This window comes from Shewanella sp. YQ_9, assembly GCF_043103185.1.
In the GTDB taxonomy this organism is placed as follows: domain Bacteria; phylum Pseudomonadota; class Gammaproteobacteria; order Enterobacterales; family Shewanellaceae; genus Shewanella; species Shewanella algae.
Map to the genome: position 1 here is coordinate 23707 of NZ_JBICJO010000074.1, position 26333 is coordinate 50039.

Annotated in this window: 22 protein-coding genes; 14 read left to right on the forward strand and 8 right to left on the reverse strand. The window is 53.9% G+C overall.

The window, feature by feature from the left end; translation table 11 throughout:
* Positions 1 to 234: 234 nt before the first annotated feature.
* The 8 genes from ACF8D4_RS19785 (at position 235) to ACF8D4_RS19820 (ending at position 6901) form a co-directional block, all read left to right on the forward strand.
* Positions 235 to 1185: a hypothetical protein gene (locus ACF8D4_RS19785; protein WP_044733743.1), complete on the forward strand. Its 951-nt coding sequence runs from the start codon at positions 235 to 237 to the stop codon at positions 1183 to 1185.
* 31 nt (positions 1186 to 1216) lie between these two features.
* The gene (locus ACF8D4_RS19790) at positions 1217 to 2116 is read left to right on the forward strand and encodes a DUF350 domain-containing protein (protein WP_025010360.1); all 900 of its coding nucleotides are present in this window, start codon (positions 1217 to 1219) and stop codon (positions 2114 to 2116) included.
* A 4-nt stretch (positions 2117 to 2120) separates the two neighbouring features.
* The gene (locus ACF8D4_RS19795; protein WP_208192810.1) at positions 2121 to 3848 is read left to right on the forward strand and encodes a polyamine aminopropyltransferase; all 1728 of its coding nucleotides are present in this window, start codon (positions 2121 to 2123) and stop codon (positions 3846 to 3848) included.
* Positions 3849 to 3927: 79 nt separating this feature from the next.
* Positions 3928 to 4341, forward strand: coding sequence for a YjfI family protein (locus tag ACF8D4_RS19800; RefSeq protein WP_025010359.1), 414 nt, complete (start codon positions 3928 to 3930; stop codon positions 4339 to 4341).
* Positions 4342 to 4352: 11 nt separating this feature from the next.
* On the forward strand, positions 4353 to 5042 hold the full coding sequence (locus ACF8D4_RS19805) for a PspA/IM30 family protein (protein WP_025010358.1): 690 nt from the start codon (positions 4353 to 4355) through the stop codon (positions 5040 to 5042).
* Positions 5043 to 5048: 6 nt separating this feature from the next.
* A complete protein-coding gene (locus tag ACF8D4_RS19810) occupies positions 5049 to 5699 on the forward strand; it encodes a hypothetical protein (protein WP_025010357.1) in 651 nt (216 codons plus the stop codon).
* A gap of 6 nt (positions 5700 to 5705) precedes the next feature.
* On the forward strand, positions 5706 to 6032 hold the full coding sequence (locus ACF8D4_RS19815) for a hypothetical protein (RefSeq protein WP_025010356.1): 327 nt from the start codon (positions 5706 to 5708) through the stop codon (positions 6030 to 6032).
* 71 nt (positions 6033 to 6103) lie between these two features.
* Positions 6104 to 6901: an ion transporter gene (locus ACF8D4_RS19820; RefSeq protein WP_144191759.1), complete on the forward strand. Its 798-nt coding sequence runs from the start codon at positions 6104 to 6106 to the stop codon at positions 6899 to 6901.
* A 79-nt stretch (positions 6902 to 6980) separates the two neighbouring features.
* Here ACF8D4_RS19820 and ACF8D4_RS19825 read toward each other — a convergent pair whose 3' ends face one another.
* Positions 6981 to 8465, reverse strand: a complete 1485-nt coding sequence (locus ACF8D4_RS19825; protein WP_392466866.1) for an inorganic triphosphatase — start codon at positions 8463 to 8465, stop codon at positions 6981 to 6983.
* A gap of 232 nt (positions 8466 to 8697) precedes the next feature.
* Between ACF8D4_RS19825 and ACF8D4_RS19830 the strand changes: the two genes are divergently transcribed.
* The 4 genes from ACF8D4_RS19830 (at position 8698) to putA (ending at position 14827) form a co-directional block, all read left to right on the forward strand.
* Entirely contained in the window at positions 8698 to 9378 is a 681-nt protein-coding gene (locus ACF8D4_RS19830; RefSeq protein ID WP_025010354.1) for a TIGR00153 family protein, read from the forward strand.
* Between the two features lie 27 nt (positions 9379 to 9405).
* Positions 9406 to 10674, forward strand: coding sequence for an inorganic phosphate transporter (locus ACF8D4_RS19835; RefSeq protein ID WP_025010353.1), 1269 nt, complete (start codon positions 9406 to 9408; stop codon positions 10672 to 10674).
* Positions 10675 to 10801: 127 nt separating this feature from the next.
* Positions 10802 to 11380, forward strand: coding sequence for a TIGR04211 family SH3 domain-containing protein (locus ACF8D4_RS19840; protein WP_025010352.1), 579 nt, complete (start codon positions 10802 to 10804; stop codon positions 11378 to 11380).
* Positions 11381 to 11635: 255 nt separating this feature from the next.
* The gene (gene putA / locus ACF8D4_RS19845; RefSeq protein WP_392466871.1) at positions 11636 to 14827 is read left to right on the forward strand and encodes a bifunctional proline dehydrogenase/L-glutamate gamma-semialdehyde dehydrogenase PutA; all 3192 of its coding nucleotides are present in this window, start codon (positions 11636 to 11638) and stop codon (positions 14825 to 14827) included.
* A gap of 75 nt (positions 14828 to 14902) precedes the next feature.
* On the opposite strand, the gene ACF8D4_RS19850 is transcribed toward putA, so the two are convergent.
* Together ACF8D4_RS19850 and ACF8D4_RS19855 are read right to left on the reverse strand one after the other, a co-directional pair.
* Entirely contained in the window at positions 14903 to 16132 is a 1230-nt protein-coding gene (locus tag ACF8D4_RS19850) for a dicarboxylate/amino acid:cation symporter (RefSeq protein WP_025010350.1), read from the reverse strand.
* Between the two features lie 230 nt (positions 16133 to 16362).
* The gene (locus ACF8D4_RS19855) at positions 16363 to 16656 is read right to left on the reverse strand and encodes a hypothetical protein (protein WP_062793526.1); all 294 of its coding nucleotides are present in this window, start codon (positions 16654 to 16656) and stop codon (positions 16363 to 16365) included.
* A gap of 376 nt (positions 16657 to 17032) precedes the next feature.
* Between ACF8D4_RS19855 and ACF8D4_RS19860 the strand changes: the two genes are divergently transcribed.
* Entirely contained in the window at positions 17033 to 18331 is a 1299-nt protein-coding gene (locus ACF8D4_RS19860) for a DUF5666 domain-containing protein (RefSeq protein ID WP_071237752.1), read from the forward strand.
* A gap of 87 nt (positions 18332 to 18418) precedes the next feature.
* Here ACF8D4_RS19860 and ACF8D4_RS19865 read toward each other — a convergent pair whose 3' ends face one another.
* The 5 genes from ACF8D4_RS19865 to ACF8D4_RS19885 form a co-directional block, all read right to left on the reverse strand.
* Positions 18419 to 18991, reverse strand: a complete 573-nt coding sequence (locus ACF8D4_RS19865) for a NifB/NifX family molybdenum-iron cluster-binding protein (RefSeq protein WP_101059221.1) — start codon at positions 18989 to 18991, stop codon at positions 18419 to 18421.
* Entirely contained in the window at positions 18988 to 19278 is a 291-nt protein-coding gene (locus ACF8D4_RS19870) for a DUF134 domain-containing protein (RefSeq protein WP_025888568.1), read from the reverse strand. Before ACF8D4_RS19870 ends, ACF8D4_RS19865 begins: the two co-directional genes overlap by 4 nt.
* A 167-nt stretch (positions 19279 to 19445) precedes the next feature.
* On the reverse strand, positions 19446 to 21191 hold the full coding sequence (cydC, locus tag ACF8D4_RS19875) for a cysteine/glutathione ABC transporter ATP-binding protein/permease CydC (protein WP_392466877.1): 1746 nt from the start codon (positions 21189 to 21191) through the stop codon (positions 19446 to 19448).
* Position 21192: 1 nt separating this feature from the next.
* The gene (gene cydD / locus ACF8D4_RS19880; protein WP_208141306.1) at positions 21193 to 23070 is read right to left on the reverse strand and encodes a cysteine/glutathione ABC transporter permease/ATP-binding protein CydD; all 1878 of its coding nucleotides are present in this window, start codon (positions 23068 to 23070) and stop codon (positions 21193 to 21195) included.
* A gap of 361 nt (positions 23071 to 23431) precedes the next feature.
* On the reverse strand, positions 23432 to 24478 hold the full coding sequence (locus ACF8D4_RS19885) for a DUF3626 domain-containing protein (protein WP_208141305.1): 1047 nt from the start codon (positions 24476 to 24478) through the stop codon (positions 23432 to 23434).
* 223 nt (positions 24479 to 24701) lie between these two features.
* Here ACF8D4_RS19885 and ACF8D4_RS19890 point away from each other — a divergent pair, with 223 nt between their 5' ends.
* Complete coding sequence (locus ACF8D4_RS19890; RefSeq protein ID WP_025888572.1) at positions 24702 to 26201, forward strand: DEAD/DEAH box helicase; 1500 nt, start codon at positions 24702 to 24704, stop codon at positions 26199 to 26201.
* Positions 26202 to 26333 lie beyond the last annotated feature (132 nt).

The window sequence follows — 26333 nt, forward strand, 5'->3', positions numbered from 1 at the left end:
TTATCCCTGTTCGATTGTATTCAAGACTATTTAGACATATTATGTCATCTTTGCCGCACAAACGTCCGCTCGACATGGATTTTAACCGGCCGATGCAGATGATTCTGACTTCACCCCAATTCTTGTGGGTGATACTCTGTGCACAGATTACACCAACTTGCACTGACGGCCTACGGGGACCAGAGGTTTTAGCAGCGTTTGCCGGGCTCAAGTGCTTATCATAATGGAGAAAACATGGCAGGAATGCTGATCCGTATTCTCAGTCTGCTGATGCTGTTATCACTGACAGCCTGCGGTGACGACAGACCCGAGCAGATTGCCCAGTTGCAACAGCTGAATGACCAACGTCTGGAAAAACTCGGCCAGATGCTGGACAAAGACCAGCTGCGCAATGGCATCTTACTCAAACAGTATGGTCAAATTCTGGCGCAGCAGCGGCCGGAGCTACAGCCGCTGGTGGAACAACTGACACTGGATGCCACCAGTAAGGGACCACTGTACAAGTCACTGGAAAGCAGGGTGAAAGACGCCAAGGTGGCGAGCAACTTTGTCAATCTTGACCAACAGTTGGAAGAGGGAAACAACCTCTATCAAGCACTGGACTCTAGCCTGTTCAACGACATGCTGTCAGATCCCGTCAATGTGATTGCCGATATGTCAGAGGGCAAACTCGCCAGGGTCAACGCCATCAGCCGCGAGGCTTCAACCCTGGCCAATGGCTCGGAAGACTTTGGTGCCGGCAGCCAGTTAGTGGGTAACCCCGCCTATGGCCAGTGGCAAACCGATTCCAACGGCATGTCCTTTTGGGCCTGGTATGGCATGTACTCCATGTTTTCCAACCTGTTCCACAGGCCGGTTTATTATGACAACTGGTCCAGAGGCAGGGATTACAGCTACTACAATGATGTGGGGCGCTATCGCTATACCTCCCCCAAGCAGGCTAAAGCCCAAACCCAGGTCTATGAGCGCACCAAAAAACGTTTCGACTCTCAAGGCAAACGCTTTGACAGCCCTTATGCCAAGTCCCGCTCCGGCTCAAGCGCCCTCTCTCGTCAGAGCAGCGCCGCACCCAAGCCATCCAGCAGTGGACAAACGGCCAGCAAGTTTCGCTCAAATTACTCTAAAGACAGCAGTTTCCGTAATTCTGGCAGTCGCACCAGCCGTGGTGTCAGCCGGGGCAAATAACTCAGCCAGGATCACAACTTAAGGAATGAACATGACTCTATTTCAGGAATTCGGCATCACTCAGGAACTGGCCGTCATACTCGCCATCGACCTTTCTATCGCCGTGGTACTGCTCACTCTGACCCGCTACCTGCAGGGCTGGAGTGTTCGGGTAAACAGCAGTGAAGAGCTGGCGGTCAGAGACAACTTCGCCTTCGGCATCAGCACCGCCGGCGCTGTGGCGGCACTGGGTATAGTGCTGACCGGCGCCATTACCGGCGCCGCCGCTCACAGTTATCTGCAGGAAGCCATCGGCATGAGCGCCTATGGCCTGTTTGGGCTAGTGCTGATAAAACTGGGGCGCTTTTTGCACGATAAAATCGCCTTGAATAATATCGACAAGAACGCCCTGGTGCTCAAAGGCAATGTGTCGGTTGCCATAGTCGATGCCTCGGCCGCTATCGCCACAGCAATTATTATCCGTGCCGTGCTGCTGTGGGCCGAAGATCTGACCCTGGATACCTTTATTGCCATCCTCAGCGCCTTCGCTATTTCTCAATTGATGCTGGTGTTGCTGACCCGCCTCAGAGAGAATCGCTACGCCGCCCGCAACCAGGACAGCTCAATGCAGCAGGCGCTGGCGCAGGGAAATACCGCCCTGGCGATACGTCATGCCGGGGCGATGATCGCCATGGCACTGAGCTTCAATGCCGCCAGTCACTTTATCGTCTTCAGCCCTGAAGCCTATGTCACCAACGCCCTTGGCTGGCTGGTGTTCTCCTTCATTATGTTGGTGGTACTGAGCCTGTTGCTGCCCTTGGTCAAACTCCTGGTGCTGGCAAAAATTGACCTCGCCGATGAGGTGGAGAAGCAGCACAACATAGGCTTGGCCGCAGTTGAAATGGCGATCAGCATAGCGGTTGCGCTGATCCTCACCGCTTTGATGGCCTGATCCCGTGGCATTAAGTAGTAACGCCAACACCCAAGAGCCCAACAGACGCCACTTAGGTGCCCTCGATGATGCCCTGCTTCTGGGGATCATGGGGGTACTGGCGGCCTGTGGTCTAATATACGAATACCTGCTTTCCCATTATGCCGGGCGCATTTTGGGCGCCCTCGAGGCAGCCATCTACACCATGATAGGCTTGATGATAGTCTCCATGGGCCTGGGGGCCTTTGCCGCCCGCAAGATAAAGTGCGCCTTCAGTGGCTTTGCAGTATTGGAATTGACTGTCGCCTTGCTGGGCTCGCTGGCGATTCTAATCACCGCGGCCGTCATCGGCTTTGGCCACGAGCTGCCGGAACTGATAGGACGAACCCTGGGGCTACCGCCGGATCATCTGCCTCAGGGTGGCTTTATCGGCCGTTTTCAGGAGTTATCCCGCTACCTGCCCTATCTCTGGGGTGTGTTGCTCGGTTTGATGATAGGCATGGAGATCCCGCTCATCGCCAGGGTGCGTCAGGCACTGTCCGATGAACACCTGTTGCATAATGCCGGCACCATTTATGGCGCCGACTATATAGGTGCTGGTGTGGGTGCGGCGCTCTGGGTCGGCTTTATGCTGGCGCTGGATATCCAGCTGGCTGCAGCCATGACCGCCGCCTTTAACCTCTTGGCCGGGTTTATCTTTATCATCCGCTTCAGGGACAGGATCCGCGCCGCCAACTGGTTACTGGCGGCACACGTACTGGCCACAGGAGTGCTGCTGATGCTGGCCATCAAGGGGCCGACCTGGGAGCAAGGATTCAACAACCTCCTGTATCAAGACAAGGTGGTCTATGCCAAGGCTACCCGGTTTCAGCAACTGACACTGACCAAGCGCCTGATGGGTAACCATCTGCCGCCTGTTTACTCCCTCTATATCAATGGCCGGCTGCAGTTCTCCTCCAGCGATGAGCATATCTATCACGCCTTTCTGGTACATCCGACTCTGGCTGCCAGTGCCCGTCACGACAAGGTGTTGATCATAGGCGGCGGTGATGGATTGGGCTTGAAACAGGTACTGAAATGGCAACCCAAGCAGGTCACTCTGGTGGATCTCGATGCCGAGATGGTCAAACTGTTCAAAGAACCTGGGGCTGAAGTACCGGAAGATCTCAGGACAGCATTGCTCGGCCTCAACGGCAACGCCTTTGCCGATCCCAGGGTGGAAATGGTTTTCGACGATGCCTTTAACGGTGTCGACCGCTTGCTGGCCCGCGGCGATAAGTACGATGCCATCATAGTGGATCTGCCTGATCCCTCACATCCGGATCTCAATAAGCTCTATTCAGACCTGTTTTATAAAAAACTCAGGGAACTTTTGAGCGCAGATGGGGCCATCAGTATACAGTCCACCTCGCCTTACCATGCGACCAAGGCCTTTATCTCTGTAGGCAAGACCCTGGCACTGGCGGGATTCAAGGTGAATCAGTATCACCACAATGTGCCCAGCTTTGGCGAATGGGGCTGGACCATAGGGACACTCAATGGCCAGGACGCCAAGAGCCGGCTGCAGCAGATGCAGCAACTGCCGGTAGAGGATGACTGGTTGACGCCCGGGCTTATTCGCGGAGCCTTCGAGTTTCCGAAACAGTTTTACACTAAGATGGACCAGGTTCAGCCCAATACCATAGGCTCACTGCAGCTGTATTACTACCACCTGCAGGCATGGACAGATGAACAGGGTGTAGCAACCTTTTAAACAGGCAAAGATAACGCTTGACATATTATGTCTCGGTGTTATCTTTAAACGCAGACATAATATGTCAAAGAGGACAAATATGAATATTCACACTATTGCCAATCATTTAAATGGACTTGGCGACAACAGCTCTACTGGGTTCCAGTTTGACTGTTACCCCATTGAAGGGGATGTAGAAGTGTTGCAGGTCAATGTGGTTGGCCGTGAAGAGATCCCCGTATTTGTTTCGGTAACGGAAAACCAAATCCTCTGCATCAGTTATCTCTGGGGAGAGGATGAACTCAAGCAGGAACGCCGTGCCGAGATGTTTGAAACCATGTTGGAACTCAACATCCCTATGCCACTGTCTTCATTCGCCAAGATTGACGATAAATATGTGGTTTACGGTGCACTCTCCCTGCAATCGAGCATGCTGGAAATAGAGCAGGAACTCTCTGTCCTGTCTGACAACTGTCTCGAAGTCATTGACGAACTGGTCGACTTTTTGAAATAAGGAGCCAAATCATGGGCATACTGAACAAAATTCTTACAGCATTCCGCGGTGGGGCCAACGAAGTCGGCCAAAGCATAGTGGATGCCAACTCAACCCGCATCTTCGAACAGGAGATCCGTGACGCCGAGAAACACCTCACCAAGGCCAAGCGTGAACTGACAGATGTGATGGCCAAAGAGATGCAAGCCAGCCGTGAAATCGATCGCATTAAGCGTGCTGTCGCCGAGCATGAAGGCTATGCCACTCAGGCACTGGAAAAAGGCAATGAAACTCTGGCACTGGAAGTGGCCGAGAAGATTGCCCAGCTGGAAATGGAACTGGCCGAGCAACAAACTGCCAATGACAGCTTCAGCGCCCATGCTGCCCGCCTGAAAGATCTGGTGAAGAAGACCGAACGTCAGCTGGCCGACTATCAGCGTCAGTTGAGCATGGTCAAGACCACTGAAAGCGTACAAAAAGCCACGGCTTCCATTACCGACTCTTTCGCGTCAAGCAACTCCAAGCTGCTCAACGCCAAAGACTCACTGGAGCGTATCAAGGCACGTCAGCAACAGTTTGACGACCGCCTGAAGGCTGCCGAAAATCTGGAAGCCGAGAACAGCGACCAATCGCTGAAAGCCAAGCTGGCTGAAGCCGGTATCGGCGAGCAGAAGAGCAACGCCAGCGATGTGCTCGAGCGTTTGAAAGCCAAGAAAGGCTGATAACCTATGGGATTCTTTGGCAGCCTGTTTGGCAAAAAAGAAACTCCAGTGCGTCAGCTTAAGCACCCATCAGAGCTGCAAAAGGGCGATATGATCTCCCTTGATGACAGCTTTGCCCTGCCCGCGCATCTGCGCGGGCAGCAGCTTAGGGTCGAAGCCGTCAATACCTATGAGTATCAGCGCAGTCAGTCGACTGAGTGGGTACTCAAGGGGCACAGCGGCGAAGCCATCTATCTGGGGCTGGATGAAGACGACGAAACCTGGCTGGCTTTCTCGCTGAAGATAAGCCGCGCTCAGGTGGATGCCTTATTCGATCTGGATGATTTCTCCGCGATCTTCGATGAGCCGGGGAAAGCTGAGCTGAGTACCAAGGCACTCACTGCCGAGACTGAGATGCTTGAGCAATGGCTCGGGAAACACTACCATCAGGTCAGTTTTGCTGAGTTTGGCTATTTCCACCGGGAAGATTACCGTGGACTCAGGCCGCCTCAGGATGCTGACGGTGCAACAGGTGATGCCTTCGAAAGCTATCAGTTGCTGGATGACGATGAGTCTCGCGCTCTGGATATCGAAGTCTATGAAGGCGGCGAAACCGACGTTGCGCTGACCCTTTACCGCCCCCTCAGCGATATTCGTGACTACTGGCCAGGAGAATAATGCGGCATGAGCAAGAACCACCCTTATCCGGAAAAATGGTTACAAAACCAAAAGGCTGCCAAGGCGACTCAGGTAGCTTTTGATCTGGATGAAAGGTTTCAATACTCCATCCGCAAGGCGGCCCTGGATACAGGTGTCAGCCCTTCAGATCAGATACGCATGATATTGGGTTTATCCGTGGCCAAGCGTCCCAAGCGGCCACGGTTAACCGTTTCGCTCAGCCCCACCGATTATGTCCAGCTCGCCGAAAAATACGGCCTGGCTCCGGATGCGCAATTGGAAATCAAAAAACGGGTATTGGAAGACCTGGTACAATTCGTAGACGAGCAATAAACAAGCGCGTTTACAGCTAACGGCAAGTCTTTTACCCTGAAAGGATACAAAGTTTCTCAATGGAAGAACCAATGCCGGATAAATCTCGCTGGTTCCTGAAACCGCCTGTTCAGGTCTCCCCTTTCGAATTGGCGATGATGATGTTGTCGCTGATCTCTGTGGTTGTGATCCTTATCATGACCTTTGTCCCTGTCGATCCTGAAACCCACAAGTTGTTGTTTTATATCGATACGGGTATCTGCTTTATCTTTATGAGTTATTTCCTGGTGGGTCTGTTCCGGGCAGAGAATAAACTCACCTATATCAAGTCTCACTGGGTCGACTTTGTCGCCAGTATTCCGGCGATTGAAGCACTGCGCTTTGCCCGTTTATTTCAGATCCTCAGGGTATTGAGGCTCATTCGCATGAGTCGTTCCCTGATAGGGCCACTGCTGAAGCAAAGGCGTCAGGCCACCATCGCCAGCTTGCTGGTATCCATGGTCACCATCATCACCATAGCCTCGGTATTGATGTTGCTGGTGGAAAGCGGCGTCGAAGGTGCCAATATTCAAACCGCCGAAAACGCCATCTGGTGGGCAATAGTGACCATTTCCACCGTAGGTTACGGTGACTTTTACCCTGTGACGACTGTGGGCCATGTGATAGGTGGCGTAGTCATCGTCTGCGGGGTCAGTTTCTTCGGGGTTATTTCCGGTTATATGGCATCACTATTTGTCGCTCCCGATGAGCAAGAGAGCCTGGAAAACCAAAGCAAGGTCATCAAGAGCGAGTTGGATCTGGTACTCGAACGCATGGAAGCCAACCAACAACAGATGCTGACGGAAATCGCCGACTTGAAACAGAAGCTGGCGCAGCAACAACGGGACTAATCAATCGACTAAAAAGGACGCCGAGGCGTCCTTTTTAGTGCTTACTCCCAGGCGATTCGTCCGGAACTCTTACCAGGCATCAGCGCCAGTAGGGTTGCTGCTGCAGTGCCATCTTGCGGGATTGTTCCATGGCAAAAATCAGACTCTGCTGTTTGTCTGCCAAAGCCTCGGCAAGCTCTGGCGCCAACTGCTCGGCCATGGCATAAGCGCCAAGACTGATGATCCCCTGACTCAAGTCCTGCCAAGGCGCGCGGAAACTATCGCGAGCCTTGGATGAGTAGAGACTGCCATAGGCCAGCCCCACCAAAATACCTTCATCCAAGGGAGCTGCCAGCTTGAGATAATCATCACGGCTGAGTTCGTCTCCCGGCATGGCCGCCAGCAGTTTTTGCCAGGAAGCCTCCTGCAGACCGTCACAGGTTCCCTTCAAGCCCCCTGCCACGGCTATCTGCATCTCGCCACTGGCCAGCTCAAGCAACATATTCACCAGTTGCAACTGCAGCTGACCATAACGGCAATCCTGCCATAGCGCTTGCAAGCGGCTGCGGAAATCCATCTTTTGCAACTGTTGCACGGCTCGCTCGCGCACGCTCTCGGCATTGGCCAACTTACCAAGCAACAATTTATCCTGGGCCAGACGCGTGAGAGAGTTGGCTTCTGTTACAAAGGCGAGTTGCTGCTCCAGCCAGAAAAATCCCGCATCTGTCTGGCTGTTGCCCAGAGTAAACTGGCCCAGAGTCAAGCGCAGCAGGCGCACACAGGAACGCAGACGCTGCCACAATAACGCTTGCCCTGCCGGGTCATCCAAACTCTCGGCAATCATGCCCTCCAACAGTTGCCAACGCTCCAGCGCCGTTTCCAGCACCACCAGGAGGGTAGCTTTGATATCACTGTCGCAGGGCAGGCTGATATATTGCAGCGCCTCCAACGCCAGCGGACTGGCCTGCTGCGCCAGACGATAACCTCGCTGCGCCTTGCTGGCCTTCCCAAGACGCATGGGCAAATTGGCAGCAACCTGCTGTGCCAGCGGCAAGAGATCGGCCGCCCGGCCACGCTTGAGTTCAAACTCCAACTCACAAAGCGATTCGCTCTGGCCCCCGGCGGCGATAGTGCCGGTATCCAGAGCCAGTTCTATCAGGCTCTCCCCCTGAACCACCAACCAGCGGCAACGCTGAAAATCGGTATGAAACAGGCAGGTAAGCCGGGCCTGCAACGAATCGATGTCGGAATTCTCAGGCCAAATTTCGGCGGGAAATAGCGACAAAACCGGGCTATTGGCGTCTATATCGACATTGTATTCCGGCCGACTGTGGATCCCACCGCTAACACGACCGGCCGTTTTTATGGTTTGCTCCCGCTTGCCATCACATCCGCGGACTCTAAGGCCCATATCCAGCTGACGCAGTGCCAGCTCGGGCGTATCATAATAGCCATTACTTAGCTGCTGGCACCCTTGGGATGTGGCGGCGGGTAAGGAGTTCAGAAATGTGGTCAGGCGACTGACTTCCGTGGCGGGGAAAAAGAGCTTAAGTTCTATCTCATTTTGTTGATTGTCGGCATCCATGGTGCACTACTGCTCATTTTGTCATCAAAAATTCATCATCTCGTCATTTCGAGGTCACAATGTCATATTGTTGTCACAAAAATGACCTAGGATTATCCTGTCGGGTGATATATAACCCGATAGAATAAGAACTGACGTGTTTTCTGTAAAAACACAGTTTCAATAAGCGGACGCTTGGGTTAACATTCGCCCGCTTTTCCAATAGTGGAATAACCTAAATAGGTAAACGGCTATGCCAGTAAACTCTATTTTAGGCGTGTTTGCAAAATCGCCGATAAAACCTCTGCAAGAGCATATAGACAAAGTATACGATTGCGCTTCGTTACTTGTGCCCTTCTTCGAAGCAACCATAGCTGAAGATTGGGACAATGCGGTCACTATTCGCAAGAAGATCAGCCAAGAGGAAAAAGAAGCTGACTCACTGAAACGCGAAATCCGCCTGACACTGCCAGGTGGTTTGTTTATGCCAGTAGAAAGGACTGACTTGCTGGAGCTCCTGACTCAACAGGACAAAATCGCCAATAAAGCCAAAGATATTTCAGGTCGAATCATCGGCCGCCAACTGCTTGTCCCTCAAACCATCCAAACCCCTTTCATCGCTTATTTGCAGCGCTGCCTGGATGCAGTCGCCCTGGCCAAAGAAGCGATCAACGAGCTCGATGATCTGCTGGAAGCAGGCTTCCGTGGCCGTGAAGTGGATTTGGTTGCCAAAATGATCAGTGAACTCGATGCCATCGAAGAAGACACTGATGATCTGCAAATTCAGGTGCGTCGACAGCTGTTCGCTATGGAAGCTGAACTGAATCCTATCGATGTCATGTTTCTCTATAAGATAATTGAGTGGGTTGGTGACCTGGCAGATCTTGCCGAACGTGTCGGTTCCCGCCTTGAGCTGATGCTGGCTCGCGTCTAACAAACAAAAGGTTATCAAGGTAACAACATGGTTGATGTATTAGTCACCTATGGCCCCTGGCTCATAGGTATCGCGGCTGTTTTCGGGTTTCTTATGGCCTGGGGCATTGGAGCCAACGACGTGGCGAATGCAATGGGTACGTCTGTTGGTTCAAACGCAATTACCATTAAGCAAGCGATCATTATCGCAATGATCTTTGAATTCGCCGGGGCCTATCTGGCCGGTGGCGAAGTCACCAGCACCATTCGCAATGGGATCATAGATTCCAGCTACTTTACCGAAGTGCCGGAACTCCTGGTCTACGGCATGATAGCTTCGCTACTGGCCGCAGGCATTTGGCTGGTCGCCGCATCAGCTCTGGGCTGGCCGGTTTCCACCACTCACTCTATCGTGGGTGCCATCATAGGTTTTGCCGCCGTGGGCGTGGGCACTGAAGCCGTTGCCTGGGGCAAAGTCGTTGGTATCGTTGGCTCTTGGGTCATCACCCCTGCGATTTCCGGCTTTATCGCCTTTATGATTTTCCAGAGCGTACAAAAACTGATTTTCAACACCGAAGATCCTCTGGGTAACGCCAAACGTTATGTGCCTTTCTACATGGCCTTTGCCGGCTTTGTAATGTCTTTGGTCACCATCACCAAAGGATTGAAACACGTTGGTCTCAAGTTCAGCACTGTCGAAGCCTATCTGCTGGCACTGGCGATTGCCATTCTGGTGGGTATCGCAGGTAAAATTGCCATCAGCCGCCTGAAAATGAGCAGCAAAAATGACCGCCAAACTCAATTTGGTAACGTGGAAAGAGTCTTCGCTATCCTGATGGTAGTGACTGCCTGTTGTATGGCTTTTGCCCATGGTTCCAATGACGTGGCCAACGCCATCGGCCCATTGGCCGCGGTAGTCTCTGTAGTCAGCAGTGGCGGAGAAATCGGCTCTAAGTCAGCTTTGGTTTGGTGGATTCTGCCTCTAGGCGCCGTCGGTATCGTTATGGGACTGGCCATATTCGGTAAGCGCGTAATGACCACCATAGGCAAAAATATTACTCACCTGACCCCAAGTCGCGGCTTTGCCGCCGAGCTGGCTGCTGCGTCAACCGTGGTTATCGCCTCGGGTACAGGTTTGCCTATCTCCACCACTCAAACTCTGGTGGGTGCGGTACTGGGTGTGGGCATGGCCAGGGGTATTGCCGCCATCAATATCGGTGTGGTTCGCAACATTGTGGTCTCTTGGGTCGTCACCCTGCCAGCCGGTGCCGGCTTGTCTATTCTGTTCTTCTTCACCATTAAAGGTGTGTTCGGCTAACAGAAATAGCTGTAGAAATCACGGTAAATATCATGATTATAAGAGGGAAGTCGAATGACTTCCCTCTTGCATTGGCGCCCTCAAATCCCTAGCATGTGGGCAGTATTTTGCGACAGAGAATGACTAAGTGTTAAGACTCCTGACTCTCATAGGGATGATGCTCCTGTCTCCCACCCTATTGGCCCAAGGCCAGACGCGCTATATTTCGGACGATGTCTTCATCTATATTCATGGTGGACCCGGCACTCAATACCGGATCCTGGGTAGTGTCGAAGCCGGTCAGCAGATAAGCGTGTTGCCTGAGCGCCAAGGCGATTACACCAAGATTATCGACCATAAGGATCGTGAAGGCTGGGTATTGACCAGCATGATCTCCAAGGACAAGTCGCTGCGTTTTCGCGTCTCAGAACTGGAAAGCCAGTTGGCCGAAGCCAAAGGCCAGCTCACAGGACTTCAGAGCGAAAATGGTGACTTCAAGGGCGAGCTTGGCAGCCTCAAGTCTCAGCTGAGCAAGGCCCAGGCGGAACTGGCTGAAGCCAGCACAGAACGCGACGAAGCCATAGCTAAGCTCAAGTCGATGAAAGACAATGAACGTTTCCGTATGTGGCAGGAAGGCGGACTCATCGCCGCCCTGGGTTTAATCCTCGGGGTCATTCTGGTTTACATGCCAAGACCACAGCGACGCAAGAAAGATCGTTGGATGTAATAGCATTTTTTCCCTTCTCAAAGGCCAGTGTTTAAAACCACTGGCCTTTTGTTTATGTGACTTTACAGCTGGGCTACGTAAAGCCAATTAAACAATTTTCACATTCCCGCCAAGATTGGTGTCACAGATCACATTTTGATTGTATAATCGGCGCGCGCAAGCGCCAATATTGTATACAAAAATAATAAAGCGTCTTTTGCGTCAGACATATTCCAGGTAATTCGAGCAGTCCTTAACTGCCCCCAACCGGCTTAGATGGAAGCGATAACTATGTTCAAAGCGAGTGAAGTTCTGGCAGGCCACTATGATAGCGCCAATCTCGACGAACTCTTTAAAGCCATCAGTGACAACTATATTGTCGACGAAGAGCAATATCTGTCCGATCTGATCAAGCTAGTCCCGTCGAGTGACGAAACCATAGAGCGTGTGACCCGTCGCGCCCACGACTTGGTCAGCAAGGTTCGTCAATATGACAAAAAAGGTCTGATGGTAGGTATAGACGCTTTTTTACAGCAATACAGCCTTGAGACTCAGGAAGGCATCATACTCATGTGCCTGGCCGAAGCCCTGCTGCGGATCCCGGATCCGGAAACGGCCGATGCCCTGATTGAAGACAAGCTATCAGGTGCCAAATGGGACGAGCATCTGTCAAAGAGTGATTCTGTATTGGTCAACGCCTCGACATGGGGCCTGATGCTGACGGGCAAAATCGTCAAACTGGATCGCAACCTGGATGGCAGTCCAAGCAACTTATTGAAGCGCTTGGTTAATCGCCTGGGTGAGCCGGTGATCCGTCAAGCCATGTATGCCGCCATGAAGATCATGGGCAAACAGTTCGTACTCGGCCGCACAGTTAAAGAAGCGCTGAAAAACAGTGAAGACAAGCGCAAGCAGGGCTATACCCACTCTTACGACATGCTGGGTGAGGCCGCTCTGACCCAGAGAGACGCCCAGAAATACTTCCAGGATTACTCCCACGCCATCAGCGAATTGGGAGCCCAGCAGTACGATGAATCCCAGGCGCCCAGACCGACGATTTCCATCAAACTGTCGGCGCTGCATCCCCGCTATGAAGTGGCCAATGAAGACAGAGTCATGTCCGAGTTGTATGCCACAGTGATCAAGCTGATTGAGCAAGCTCGCAGCCTGAATGTCGGTATCTCTATCGATGCCGAAGAGGTAGACCGTCTCGAGTTGTCGCTCAAGCTGTTCCGCAAGCTATACAACTCAGAAGCCGCCAAGGGCTGGGGCCTTTTGGGCATAGTGGTGCAGGCTTACTCCAAACGGGCACTGCCTGTACTCCTGTGGCTGACCAAGCTTGCCAAAGAGCAAGGTGATGAAATCCCGCTGCGACTGGTGAAAGGCGCTTATTGGGACAGCGAACTCAAGTGGGCTCAACAGGCAGGTGAAGCCGGTTACCCTCTCTACACCCGCAAGGTGGGGACGGATCTCTCCTATTTGGCCTGTGCCCGTTTCCTGCTGTCGGACAAGACCCGTGGTGCCATCTATCCACAATTTGCCAGCCATAACGCCCAGACGGTCGCGGCCATCAGCGATATGGCCGGCGATCGTGAGTTTGAATTCCAGCGTCTTCATGGCATGGGACAGGAACTGTACGACACTATTTTGGCGGAAAGCCGAGCTCGCACCGTCAGAATTTATGCCCCGATAGGTGCCCATAAAGATCTGCTGCCCTATCTGGTGCGCCGTCTACTGGAAAACGGTGCCAACACTTCATTTGTGCATAAGTTGGTGGATCCCAAGACACCGATCGATTCACTGATCACCCACCCTCTGGTGACAGTCAAACAATACAAAACCCTGGCCAATAACAAGATAGTGAAGCCTGCCGACATTTTTGGCAGTGAACGCAAAAACTCCAAGGGACTCAATATGAACATTCTCTCTGAAGCCGAACCCTTCTTCGCAGCACTGGATCAGTTCAAGACTCATCAATGGCATGTCGGCCCGCTGATCAATGGTGAAACCCTGAGCGGCGAGTCAAAGGCGGTTGTCAGCCCCTATGACACTACTCAAACCGTCGGTCAGGTGGTTTTTGCCGACAACCAAGCCGTCGAGCAGGCCATCAGTTCAGCCGTCGCAGCTTTCCCTGCCTGGTGTCGCACACCGGTGGAAAAGCGCGCCAACGCGCTGCAAAAACTGGCCGACCTGCTGGAAGAAAATCGCGAAGAGCTGATCGTGCTCTGTACCCGCGAAGCAGGCAAGAGCCTGCAGGACGGCATAGATGAAGTCCGCGAAGCCATCGACTTCTGCCGCTACTATGCGGTGCAGGCCAAGAAGATGATGAGCAAGCCCGAGCTACTCCCTGGGCCGACCGGCGAATTGAACGAGCTGTTTGTTCAAGGCCGCGGTGTCTTTGTCTGTATCAGCCCCTGGAACTTCCCGTTGGCGATTTTCCTCGGTCAGGTGACTGCTGCCCTTGCTGCCGGCAACACAGTTATCGCCAAACCTGCCGAGCAAACCTGCCTGGTGGGTTACCGCGCCGTACAACTGGCCCATGAAGCCGGGATCCCCAAAGAAGTGCTGCAATTCCTGCCGGGCACAGGCGCCAGTGTCGGCGCCGCACTGACCAGCGACGAACGTATCGGCGGCGTATGCTTCACAGGTTCTACCGGCACGGCCAAGGTGATCAACCGTGCTCTGGCTGCCCGCGAAGGCGCCATCATTCCGCTTATCGCCGAAACCGGTGGTCAAAATGCCATGGTGGTAGACTCCACCTCCCAGCCGGAGCAAGTGGTCAACGATGTGGTTGCCTCTTCTTTTACCAGTGCCGGCCAGCGCTGCTCGGCGCTGCGGGTACTCTATCTGCAGGAAGATATCGCCGATCGGGTACTGGAGATCCTCAAGGGTGCCATGGATGAACTCAGCATTGGCTATCCAGGTTCAGTGAAGACAGATGTCGGCCCTGTGATCGATGCCACAGCCAAGGCTAATCTCAACGCTCATATCGAGCACATCAAACAGGTAGGCAAGCTTATCAAACAGGTGGAGCTGCCCGCTGACTGTAAGGATGGCCATTTCGTTGCTCCAACAGCGGTGGAAATCGATTCCATCAAGGTGCTGGAGAAAGAACATTTCGGCCCGATACTGCACGTTATCCGTTTCAAAGCCTCAGAGCTGGACAAGGTGATTGCCGATATCAACAGCACAGGCTTTGGTCTGACTCTGGGAATCCACAGCCGCAATGAAGGCCACGCCCTGAGCGTTGCCGACCGAGTCAATGTAGGTAACGTCTATATCAACCGTAACCAGATTGGCGCTGTGGTGGGTGTACAGCCCTTCGGTGGTCAGGGGCTTTCCGGCACAGGCCCCAAGGCTGGCGGGCCACACTACCTGACCCGCTTTATGACAGAAAAGACCCGCACCAACAACATCACAGCCATAGGTGGCAATGCCACTCTGCTATCACTGGGTGATGCGGAATAATCTCCACCCATGAAAAAAGCCAGGAATAGTTTCCTGGCTTTTTATTACCTGCTCACGGCAAACAAACTCACGCTATCAGCTCTTGGCTTCCTCGGGACAAAAGTTGTCCATCACCAGAGCGCAGGCTGCATCGCCGGTAATATTCAGCGATGTACGTATCATGTCAAATACCCGGTCGAGGGCAAACAGCAGTGGCAGTCCATCAATAGGGATCTTGGCCGCCAGTAATACGGCCACCACCAGGAAAGAAGGTCCCGGCACCCCGGCCTGGCCAATAGCGCCCAAGGTGGAGGTGAAGATGATAGCCGCATAGGCGGCAAGGCTCAGATCAATGTTATACATTTGGGCAAAGAACATGGCGACCAAACCATAATAGATGGCGTTGCCGCTCATATTGATGGTGGCACCCAACGGCAATACGAAAGAAGCCGTGGCTTTTGAGACTTTCAACTCCTGCTCACAAGTTTCCATATTCACCGGCAAGGTTGCCATGGAGGAAGCTGTGGACAGCGCCATGACCTGTGGCTTTTTCATTGCACTGATAAAGCGTGCCGCCGACACCTTGGAAAACAGTTGCACCACCAAGGGGAAGAAGATGAAACCATAAATCAAAATTGCCCCAACGAAGACGATGAACAGTTTAAATACCACCTCCAGGGCTTCAAAACCAAAGGTGCCGACTGAGTCAGCCATCAGACCGAATACGCCTATGGGGGCCACCAGCATCACACAGTTGATCATCCATACCATGGCCTCTGTGATGGCGTTGAGCGCGCCGAGGATCGGCTTGGCACCATCGCCCTTGACCTTGGTCAGTGCTATGCCGAAGAAGATACTGAACACCAGGATCTGCAGAATATTGCCGCCTGTCAGCGACTCAAACACATTGGTTGGTATCATGCCGATGAAGGTATCCATCACCCCGGGGAGATCGCCCTGCTCCTTGGTGACTTCCATCAGATCCGTCATACTGTGAGCGGTAAAATCAACACCCTTGCCCGGTTCAAACAGGTTTCCCAGCGCCAATGCCATCGCCACGGCAATGCCCGAAGTCACAATAAAGAAGCCGAATGTTCCGAGACCGATTTTCCCAGCCGATGGCGTATCCCCCAGGCTGGCGGCACCGGAGATGATGGCCACCAATACCAGAGGAATGACCAACATCTTGATTAGGTGGATAAAAATAGTCCCCAATGGGGCAAACATGCTGGCATCTTTGCCCAACCACCAGCCGACAGCCGCCCCCAAAAACATGGCAATCACGACTTGCACGCCGATGTTGCCAATCCAGTGTTTGTTATTCATTGTTATGTCCCCGCCGCACAAGGGCGTCATCTTGTCAAAATCAAAGCGGGCAAAGGTACCACATTCAAGCCAATCGCTTCCGTGAGTTTTCTCGACTCAGGCTCAACAATTAGTCAAAAATGGCAAAAGATGCAAAGAGAATTGGAAAAATTCAATTCTCTTTACCTAGAAATGAGGAAAGTTTAAAAAAACTTGGATTTTAGCAGCCAGAAGTAGAGATATTTCAAAACCTACAACTGAGTAGAAACTGCCAAGGCTGCAGCTGCGGCCAATGCCACCAGCACTATCCAGACCATTGCATTGCCGCTCCCCGGCTCTTGGTCGGCCAATTCCAGTTCCGGATGCCCCTGCAAATAGTCTTCCACCTTCCTCTTTGCCTCTTTTAGGCTCAAGTTCTCACGTTCACGCAGGTGTTTAATTGCAAGAATCTTTTGCTTGTCTTCCAGTAAACTGATCACTTCCAAATCCAAGGAGCTTTCTTTGGTAGGGTTCATAGTATCTTCCTGATTGAGGGTGGACATCATTGTCACGACTTTCCTAATACAGATAACTTTAGCCATAAAAAGGTGTTGAGCCAAGTAGTAACTTGTTCTCTTTTTTAGCTATTAATGTTTTCCTACGGGATAAAAGCCTGGCTCCTACAAGGCAAAAAACATCAAAGCGCATTGATTGCGCTGCAACCGCATGTTTGTGCCTCAATTGCGGCCAATATGGGAGATTTATTCCCATAACCGCTTCAGAAAAAAACCACTACAGCACGGGGATTTTCACAGTAACCCGCTATTTATTAACGGCAACACCCGGTTATTAACAAAGTTTAATTCCCTCCTCATCTTGGCCTCATCTGCAGTTGTTTATTCTGCCGCCGTTTTTGAAATCCATGACCCTAAGGAGAACAGAATGCAAAGAAGCATATGGCTGGTTCCTCTCGTTGCCGGACTGAGCGCCTGTGGCGGTTCAGACTCCAATGAGCCGAACAATCCCGATCCCCAACCGCCGGTTTCCACTTTGGCCAAGACTATCCAAGGTACCCTGCAAAAGGTCGATACGGATAAGCTCTGGGTCAATGGTGTAGCAATCCCGGCGGCCCGGGCCAGTGTTGAAATCAATGAAACCAAGGCCAGTGTCGCCGAGCTGAAACCCGGTATGCAGCTCAACATCAAGACAGATGGCAGCAGTGCCACCAGCGTGGATTATGACCCTGTGCTGGTTTCCCCGGTGAGCGCTATTGATGGCGAGCAAGCTGTTGTGGCCGGCTACCGGGTGACTGGGTTGGACATAAGTAAAATCAAGGCCGGTGACATAGTTGAGATCAGTGGTTATAACCTGAGTGATAACCAGTTCAAGGCCACCTACTTTGCTATCGACAATGACAGGCAAGAGATGGAAGTTGAAGGCCGGGTAAGCAAGCTGGACACCCATCTGAAGCAGTTCTATATCGGTAGCATGCAGGTGGACTATGGTGCCAATGCCGTGCAGGTAGAAGGCACGCTGGCCAATGGTTCCTGGGTAGAAGTTGAAGGTCAATATCAGGGTGAAGTATTACTGGCTTCTGAAGTGGAAGTCGAACGCGCCCCGGATTTGGACAACGGCACTGAGGTGGAACTTGAAGGTCAGGTTACCTGGGTCAACGAGTTGCAAACCCGCTTTACCCTGAACCAAAAATGGCAAGTGACACTGGATGGCAAGACTCTCTTTGAAGATGGCACTGTTGCCGATCTCAAACCCGGTGCCTTGGTCGATGTGGAAGGCCTGTGGCAAGACGATACTCAAGAGCTGAAGGCCACCGAAATTGAATTTGAGAAACAGAGTCAGCCTCCTGTAATTGCAGGCCACGGCTTCGAGGTTGAAGGCAAGGCAGTGTATGAGGCCGGTGTATTCAGCATCAACGGCATAGTGCTGACACTGACGCCTCAGACCCGCTTTGAAGATGGTTTGAACCAAGCCAGCCTCAACGGCACCTGGGTACAGGTTGAAGGATCAGAGCAAAATGGCCAATTCCTGGTAATGGAAATCGAACCTGAGGTGCAGGAAGCGGACATAGAGCTCAAGGGCTTGGTCAATGATGACGGTCAAGGCGCCAGCCTCTGGGGTTATAAGGCCAGCGACGACAGCCTCAAGCCTCATATCGGCAAGAGGGTCGACCTGGAATGCCGCTTCAGTGGCGAACTGCTGAGCCAGTGCCGCCTGGATGATTGATAGCGCAAGACTTTGCTAACCCAAGGTTTTGGGCAAAAGAGTGCCGGCTTTCTGCCGGCACTCTTGTATCTATTTCTGTAGACGGCTTTATCGCAAAGGCCTGAAGCCTGCGTAACTCAACTTGCCTTGCTGGTTTAACGGGTCACCAAGAGGTTTTAGTTTGGCCTCGGTGCGGCTCTTACAGCCACAGCCGCCACAACCGCCTTTCGCATCCGCTTCATGGCCATGATCATCACCATGACAAGCTGCGCCGGTTTCATTATGACCATGGCAACCACAGCCGCCACCACAACCTCCTTTGGCTTGATGTTTGAGTGATGGACGTCCAGCCGCGGCATTGGTCAGCCGCAACTGAATATCGCTGGCCGCAACCAGCAAAGCGGCGATATCGCAGCTCTCTTTGCCTGGCCGACAAACGCTGATGCCGCCATCGAGCAGCTTACCCAACATTCGCTCGCCGATTTGATCCACCAACACAATGCGGCCACCTTTGTCCTTGATAAGTTGCAGCATCGCCTTTTTGGCGGCGCAGTTACCGCCTGCGACTGCCGGGTTATCCAGGGTAAAACAGTGGTTATGGTGGTTATCATAAAAGGCCAGTTCTTTGGCCTTGGTAAAATGCCCGGCCAAGCGGCCCCGGCTCAAGGGTATCACTATCATCTCTGTTCCTCAGTGTGGGGCAACTCCAGCATCTGTCCCTCTATCAGGGCCTTGGCCAGCTTATGGCGTGCCTGCTTAATCAAGTTACCAAAGGTCTGTCTGGATATCCCCATCTGCTCGGCGGCCTCTTGTTGCGCCAGACCGCGAAAGTCGGCTAGCGCCAGGGCCTCAAACTCATCGGCCGCCAAGGCGACCGCCTCCAGGGCTGAGGCCGGAATGCCGTTGGGTTTGTAGAAGCGGCAGGGCGTGCCATGCTGCAGGCGGCGGCATTTTCTGGGTCTGGGCATGGGAGTATCCTTATTGGTTATTAGCATATGCCAATAACTTTATTCTGACTTTGAACCCGTATGGGATCTGTGATCCAGGCGAGAATTTAGCGCTTTTAAAGCAAAAAGGGATGCCGATGCATCCCTTTGAATAAGCTAACTTGAGTCTCTTTTTGAACCTCTGCGGCTCAGTGTAACCTCTGATACAGGGCGCTGTAGGCAGTTGACTCCTGCTGCAACTGCTCATGGCTGCCACTGGCCACTATCTTGCCTTCATCCAACAGGTGAATGGCATCCATCTGCGCCATACCGGTTAAGCGATGGCTTATCATCACCAGCGTCTTATCTTTGGCAAACTGCAACAGCAACTTGAGGATCTCCTGCTCGGTACGCCGATCAAGCCCCTCTGTGGGTTCATCAAGCAGCAGCAGCGGCGCATCCCGCAGCAATGCACGAGCCACGCCAATCCGGCGCTGCTCGCCACCGGATAGCTGACGCCCGCCTTCACCTATCCAGGCTTTGAGCCCCTCACCCTCAAGCAGCCCCTCCAGCCCAACCTGGCGCAGCACCTCGGCTAGCGTGTCATCGGTAACTTTTTCCGGCAAAGCCAGCTGCAGGTTATCTCTGAGACTGGCGCTGAGCAGTTGCACCCGTTGACTGACCACTGTCATGGAAGCCCGCAAAGTCTTTTCATCCAAGGAGGCCACAGGCACACCGCCCAGCTGTATCTCACCCTGCTGCGGCTGCCACTGACGGGTTATCAAGGCCAGCAGGCTGGACTTACCCGAGCCGGTTTTCCCAAGGAGCGCCACCTTGCTGCCCGCCGGCACCTGCAGCGACAAGCCTTGCAGCACTGGCTGGGTATCTGTGTAACCGAAATGCACATCTTTAATGATAAGGGCGCCGCTATCGGGCACACCTGCCGAGACGGCAGGGAATTCAATGTCAGAGCGCTGCTCTGTCAACTCGGATACCCGCTTGGCAGCCAGGAGCACAGAAGACAGATGTTGAAAGGCGCCGGCCAGCGGCATCATCATCTCGATACAGGCCAGAGTGGCAAACAAAACCATGGCCAGCAAAGGCCCGGGAGGCACGGCCGGCCCAACACCAGCGGCGGCAAACCAGAGCAACAGCAACACCAATAAGCCGTGACAGAGGATCAACATGGCCTGGCTCAGGCCGGTGATCGCCGCCATCGCCTTCTGACTGGCAAACCAGCTCTGCTCGGCGCGGTCGAGTTCCGCCCGAAAGCTTTCAGCAGCGCCGCCTTTGGCATCAGAGAACAAACTCAGCTCCGCCTGGCCGGACAACCACTCCAGCAGCCGTACCCGGTAGCTGCGCCGTGCTTCAATCAACTCGCGCCCGGGCTGCCTGCCAAGCAGATAGAACACACTCGGCAACAACAACCAACTGAGCAAGAGGCCAGTACAAAGCAGGAGAGCCAAGTTGAGATCAAACCAACCGATAAAGGTGGTCAATGCCAGCAACATCAGCAAGAAGGCCGTCAGCGGCGTCAACAACCTCAGATACAGGTGATCCAGCGTGTCGATATCGGCCACCAAACGGTTGAGCAGATCGCCGCGGCGCATCCCGGAGAGATTGCGTTCACTCAAAGGCAGCAAAGAGCGCCAGGCCCACAACCTGAGATCGGTCAGGATCCTGAAAGTGGCCTCATGAGTAGCCAGCCTTTCACCGTAGCGGCTTGCCGTGCGGGCAATGGAGAGGAAACGCACCCCGCCCGCTGGAGTAAAGTAGTTGAAGGTTTCCGCCGTCGCCAGAGCCAGACCGGCCACTGCCGTAGCAGATAAGAACCAGCCGGAGAGCGACAACAGGCCAATACCGGCCATTAGGGTCGTTACTGTCAGCAGCAGGCCGACAAACATCATCAACGACTGGCGGCGGAACAGACGGATAAAGGGCAGTAACAGCTTCATCTCAGCGCTCCTCCCCTGACTCTGGTTTTGACTCAGACGCGGGTTTTGAGTCTGCCCCGGCTTCCGCCTCAGTGGCCGCGGCAATCGGCGGCGCCGATGCCTTTGACGTATCATCGAGGGAGACCGCCAGCGGCAGCTCATCCAACATCTGCGCCAATAAGCCAGGCTGTGCTTTGAGCTCGGCAAAGGTGCCCTGCTGCACCAGTTTTCCCTGATCCAGCACCAGGACTCTGTCCATCCGATCCAGTTGATCCAATCTGTGGGTCACCATCAGGCAGCTCTTGCCTGCCATCGCCTGCCACAGCGCACTAAGCACCAGTTGTTCACTCTGGCTATCGAGGCTGGCGCTGGGCTCATCGAGCACAAACAGCTGCGCCTGACGCCCAAGGGCACGGGCCAAAGCCAGCCGCTGCGCTTGCCCCACAGACAGGCCTCCGCTGTATTCATCCAATTGATGCGCCAGCCCATCCGGCAAGGCGCGAACATAGTCGGCCACCTTGGCCTGTTGCAGATAATCCCACAATTGCGCCTCGGTCAGCTCGGGCTGGCCGAGGCGCAGATTATCGGCGATGGTGCCGTGGAACAGCTGAGGATTCTGGCCAAGCCAAGCGATACGGCTACGCCAGGCGGCAGGATCCAGCTCGGCCAGTTCAATACCATTGAGCTTTAAGCTGCCCTCATAGGGCAGAAACCCCAGCAGAGCGTTGAGCAGGCTGGTTTTACCGGCGCCACTCGGGCCCACCAAGGCCAGCTTCTCGCCCGCCGCTAAACTAAAACTCAGCGGCCCGAGTAAGGGCACGCCGTCTATGCTCAACACCTTGAGATCCCGGGCCTGCAGTTCAATACTCTCACCGGAGAGGGGCTGTTCGCCACGCTTGAGTGGCTCAGGCAATTCCAGCAGTGCCATCAAGGATTCGGCGGCGCCCACCGCCTGGGCCTTGGCATGGTAGTGAGTGCCCATGTCGCGCAGCGGCTGATAAAACTCTGGTGCCAAAATCAGTACAAACATCCCGGTAAACAGGCTGATACCCATGCCGTAATGGCCAAAGTCCAGGTGTCCCAGATAACTGAAGCCGAAATACACCGCCAAAATGGCGATGGATACCGCGGCGAAAAACTCCAGCACGGCGGAGCTGAGAAACGCCATTCTGAGCACTGCCATGGTACGCTCACGAAAGTCTTCCGAGGCCTTGCCTATGGCGCGCTGCTCCGCTTCGGCGCGATAGAAAAGCTTGAGTGTCGGCAAAGCCTTGAGGCGATCCATAAAGTGGCCGCTCAATTGCTGCAGCGCACTGAAATGCTTGCGGTTGGCATCGGCGGCGCCCATGCCGACCAAGACCATAAACAGTGGAATAAGGGGAGCGGTGCCGAGCAAAATCAGGCCACCGGCCCAGTTGATGGGGAACACACATACCAAGATGATTAGCGGAATAAAGGCCGCCAGACTCATCTGCGGCAGGTAACGGCCGTAGAAATCCTGCAAGTCTTCTATCTGTTCCAGCACTATACTGGCCCAACTGCCGACAGGCTTGCCATTAACAAAGGCCGGCCCCAGGCGCTCAAGCTTATTGAGCACAGCGGCGCGCATCTGCTCTCTAAGACGCCTGCCGGCCTCGAAGCTGACTCGCTCCCTGAGCCAAGCGATAACCGCTCGCAGCAGCACCAGGGTGGCAAAGGCCAACATATGCGGAATAAATGCCTGCCTCTCTAGCTCATCGATGATCAGCCCCTGCAACACAGTGGCCAGCACCCAGGCCTGGCCCACCAGCGCCAAGCCGTTGAGTACGCCCAACAACACAGAGAGTTTAAGGAAGGGGCCACAGGCAGATTGTTGCGCTTTGAGCCAGCGACCGAGTTGTTTCTCTAAGGATTTATCCATGGGATCCTACTGCAAAATCAGCTAATGACGCTGTTGCTGCCACAGCAGCAAGGTAATAGCTTGACCTAAGGCGAATCGTTCGGTAGGCAAGCAGTATCGCAGGCATTGCCAAGGGAAGAAACCCTCCGCCAAGGAACTGTTACCGGACTCACAAAATTTGCGCCAGATCAAATAATCGTATCTTACGCCGAACGGATTAAGCCCAGGTTAACGCCACAACTCGTCACCCTGAGATCACATCACCTAGCCGACTCATGCTCTCGTCATTGCGGCCATAGAGTTCGAGCCAGGCGTACAGGTCCAACTACGCATGCTCATTTATCAAGACCAACTGCCAGGGATAGTAGGCCGGCAACGTCCCTCAACGGCTGTGACCAAAACGCACCAGCACATGCCACAGCAACTTGAGCTGCTGCTTGAGCTCGGTTTCATTGCCATGCATGCGCCACTGCTGCGGATCTTTATGCAGTGCCAGCGCCGCCTCCCCTATCAGACGGGCATCGAGCAGGCCATCCGGTGCCACCAAGGCGGCGAGCTTGGGCATGGCGGCACCGCGAAAATCTGGCGGCACTTGGTCAACCGGCATTTGATAGCCCTGATGCCAACACAGCTGCAGTCGGTACTTATCACACAAGCGCTGCATCAGAATGTCCATCTCTGTGCCTTTGAATGCCGGATCGGCCACTAGGTGAGTCAAGTCTTCACCTATCACCAGCTCACCATGGCATTGAGCCTCAATATAATGATCCAGGTCACCGCTCATGGGGCGCTCAAACCTGGCTGCCACCCCCGAAGGCAAGGCATTAACTAGATAATCGACCAAGGCCGCCGGGCGCAACTGACTTACACCCAATGCCGAACTACGCTCAAAGCACTCGTTGAACAGTGCGGCAAAAATATCTTCAAAGCAGGCCGCAGTGCCTTTTTCCCTGGGCTCTCGGCAGGAGTCCAGATAGCTGAACGTGCAGCGGTGCAGCAACGCAGGTGATGACAACAGATAACAACTGCCGAAACGGGCCGAGGGGCCGTTTTGGTGCATGCCCAGATCCAGGGCGCCGTATTTTGGGCGCCCTCTGGCGCCACGATAACAGTCGCCAAACAGCTGGTTTTCCCAATGATCTCGCGGACCACCAACCTGAGGCGAGAGTTTGCCGTTGGATACCCGGGTTTCAAACTGGGTCTTGTAAATACCGTCGGCCAGCATACCGGCCAACACGGGCCAACCGCGGGAGTCGATTCTGTCCGGGTGGAAATGAAAGGCGATACGGCCATGTTGAGCCAGCATATTCAACCCGAGCGCAAGCCGTGCCGTGTCGATGGCGGACATCAACTGCACATTCTTGATCACGCTCAGCGCATACTCCCTGCGATGCAGGGCCTGTGCCTGTATATGCTCTATTGCCCCCATACACCTCACCGAGTCGAGGCCTGAATTTGGCTCTTGCTTTTCCAAGATAGGTTAAGCGGCTGCTTTGCAACAGTAAAAGTTAAGACAAGCGTAAAATAAAAGGGTTCAAGTTGGCTGCAATTAGCACTTTAGCCGCAAATGCTGTAAGCTTGCCGCCTTCGCCGCAACGCTGTGCACTGCGGCTCCCATATCTCAGCTCCGCGCTGTCAATTGAGAAGATTGCATGAGTTTTGCCTCCCTGGGCCTGTCGGCCCCGATTTTGAACGCTGTCGCCGAACAAGGTTACTCCACTCCATCCCCCATTCAAGCCCAGGCCATTCCCGCAGTATTGCAGGGCCGGGATGTGATGGCTGCCGCCCAGACAGGGACAGGCAAAACCGCCGGCTTCACCTTGCCTTTGCTGGAGCGTCTCAATGGTGGCATTCGTCCGCGGGGCAACCATATCCGCGCTTTGGTGCTGACACCCACCCGTGAGCTGGCCGCTCAGGTGGCCGAAAGCGTCAGTCTCTATGGCAAGCATCTGGATCTGCGTAGCTCAGTGGTCTTTGGCGGTGTTTCCATTAACCCACAGATGCAGACCTTGAGAAAAGGGGTCGATATCCTGGTGGCCACACCGGGGCGCCTGTTGGATCTGTACCAACAAAATGCCGTCAAGTTCGGCCAGCTGGAAGTGCTGGTGCTGGACGAAGCCGACCGCATGCTGGATATGGGCTTTATTCACGACATCAAAAAAATTCTGGCTTTGCTGCCGGCCAAGCGGCAAAACCTGATGTTCAGTGCCACTTTCTCTGACGACATTCGCCGCCTGGCAAAGGGCTTGGTGCACGATCCCGCCGAGATCTCAGTGGCTCCGGCCAATAGCACCGCCGAGCGGGTGAGCCAGAAGTTGCACCCGGTAGACAAGTCAAAGAAATCGGCGCTGCTGACCTCGCTTATCAAAGAGTACAAGTGGCAACAGGTACTGGTGTTTACCCGCACCAAACACGGTGCCAACCGTCTGGCCAAGCACCTGGATGGCAAAGGAATTGGCGCGGCGGCCATCCACGGCAACAAGAGCCAGGGTGCCAGAACCAAGGCACTGGCCGATTTCAAGAGTGGCAAGGTCAAGGTATTGGTTGCCACAGATATTGCCGCCCGCGGCCTAGATATAGATCAATTGCCGCAAGTGGTTAACTTCGATCTGCCCAATGTGGCCGAAGACTATGTGCACCGCATCGGCCGTACCGGCCGCGCCGGTGCCAGTGGTCAGGCAGTGTCTCTGGTAAGTGCGGAAGAATTCAAGCAGCTCAAAGACATAGAGCAGCTGATCGGCAAGACTATCGAGCGTGAAATCGTCAATGGCTTCGAACCTCAGGAAGCCTTGCCGGAATCGCGACTCAACCCGAACAAGATAGGCCCGAAAAAGCCCAAGAAGCCGAAAAAGCCCAAAGAGGGACATCAGGATGGCCAGCGCAGCGGCAACCTGGACAAAGGTAATGGCAACAAGCCGGCCAATGCTGAAAACCGCCATCGTCGTCCGGCCCAGGGCGCCAAGACCGAGGGTTCAAGTGCCAGACGTAAGCCCACAAACGCCAAGCCTCAGGGCGGTCGCTCCCAGGAGAGTAAGCCGCAAGGCGCCGGCAAGGGCAATAGCGGCTCAGGTCAGCAGCGCAATAACCAGGGCAGGGCATCACAGCAACGCGACTCACAAGCGCGCGGCTCCCGGCAAAGAAATGAGCGCTAAGCTCAATCAAGCCTGAGATTGAAAGCCCACCCGAGTGGGCTTTTTCAATGCTGCTAGATTAGTCTGCCTAAAAACCATCCCCGCCTGTTACAATACCCCTTTACCATTTTTGCTCCATTTGCGAGCCCATAG

Excerpts from the sequence above, each read along its gene's own strand:
- ACF8D4_RS19835 (WP_025010353.1), top strand. The coding sequence starts at position 9,406 with ATGGTTGATGTATTAGTCACCTATGGCCCCTGGCTCATAGGTATCGCG.
- ACF8D4_RS19800 (WP_025010359.1), top strand. The coding sequence starts at position 3,928 with ATGAATATTCACACTATTGCCAATCATTTAAATGGACTTGGCGACAAC.
- ACF8D4_RS19890 (WP_025888572.1), top strand. The coding sequence starts at position 24,702 with ATGAGTTTTGCCTCCCTGGGCCTGTCGGCCCCGATTTTGAACGCTGTC.
- cydC (WP_392466877.1), bottom strand. The coding sequence starts at position 21,191 with ATGAAGCTGTTACTGCCCTTTATCCGTCTGTTCCGCCGCCAGTCGTTG.
- cydD (WP_208141306.1), bottom strand. The coding sequence starts at position 23,070 with ATGGATAAATCCTTAGAGAAACAACTCGGTCGCTGGCTCAAAGCGCAA.
- ACF8D4_RS19860 (WP_071237752.1), top strand. The coding sequence starts at position 17,033 with ATGCAAAGAAGCATATGGCTGGTTCCTCTCGTTGCCGGACTGAGCGCC.
- ACF8D4_RS19820 (WP_144191759.1), top strand. The coding sequence starts at position 6,104 with ATGCCGGATAAATCTCGCTGGTTCCTGAAACCGCCTGTTCAGGTCTCC.
- ACF8D4_RS19830 (WP_025010354.1), top strand. The coding sequence starts at position 8,698 with ATGCCAGTAAACTCTATTTTAGGCGTGTTTGCAAAATCGCCGATAAAA.
- putA (WP_392466871.1), top strand. The coding sequence starts at position 11,636 with ATGGAAGCGATAACTATGTTCAAAGCGAGTGAAGTTCTGGCAGGCCAC.
- ACF8D4_RS19805 (WP_025010358.1), top strand. The coding sequence starts at position 4,353 with ATGGGCATACTGAACAAAATTCTTACAGCATTCCGCGGTGGGGCCAAC.
- ACF8D4_RS19850 (WP_025010350.1), bottom strand. The coding sequence starts at position 16,132 with ATGAATAACAAACACTGGATTGGCAACATCGGCGTGCAAGTCGTGATT.
- ACF8D4_RS19785 (WP_044733743.1), top strand. The coding sequence starts at position 235 with ATGGCAGGAATGCTGATCCGTATTCTCAGTCTGCTGATGCTGTTATCA.
- ACF8D4_RS19810 (WP_025010357.1), top strand. The coding sequence starts at position 5,049 with ATGGGATTCTTTGGCAGCCTGTTTGGCAAAAAAGAAACTCCAGTGCGT.
- ACF8D4_RS19870 (WP_025888568.1), bottom strand. The coding sequence starts at position 19,278 with ATGCCCAGACCCAGAAAATGCCGCCGCCTGCAGCATGGCACGCCCTGC.
- ACF8D4_RS19885 (WP_208141305.1), bottom strand. The coding sequence starts at position 24,478 with ATGGGGGCAATAGAGCATATACAGGCACAGGCCCTGCATCGCAGGGAG.
- ACF8D4_RS19825 (WP_392466866.1), bottom strand. The coding sequence starts at position 8,465 with ATGGATGCCGACAATCAACAAAATGAGATAGAACTTAAGCTCTTTTTC.
- ACF8D4_RS19865 (WP_101059221.1), bottom strand. The coding sequence starts at position 18,991 with ATGATAGTGATACCCTTGAGCCGGGGCCGCTTGGCCGGGCATTTTACC.
- ACF8D4_RS19790 (WP_025010360.1), top strand. The coding sequence starts at position 1,217 with ATGACTCTATTTCAGGAATTCGGCATCACTCAGGAACTGGCCGTCATA.
- ACF8D4_RS19855 (WP_062793526.1), bottom strand. The coding sequence starts at position 16,656 with ATGATGTCCACCCTCAATCAGGAAGATACTATGAACCCTACCAAAGAA.
- ACF8D4_RS19815 (WP_025010356.1), top strand. The coding sequence starts at position 5,706 with ATGAGCAAGAACCACCCTTATCCGGAAAAATGGTTACAAAACCAAAAG.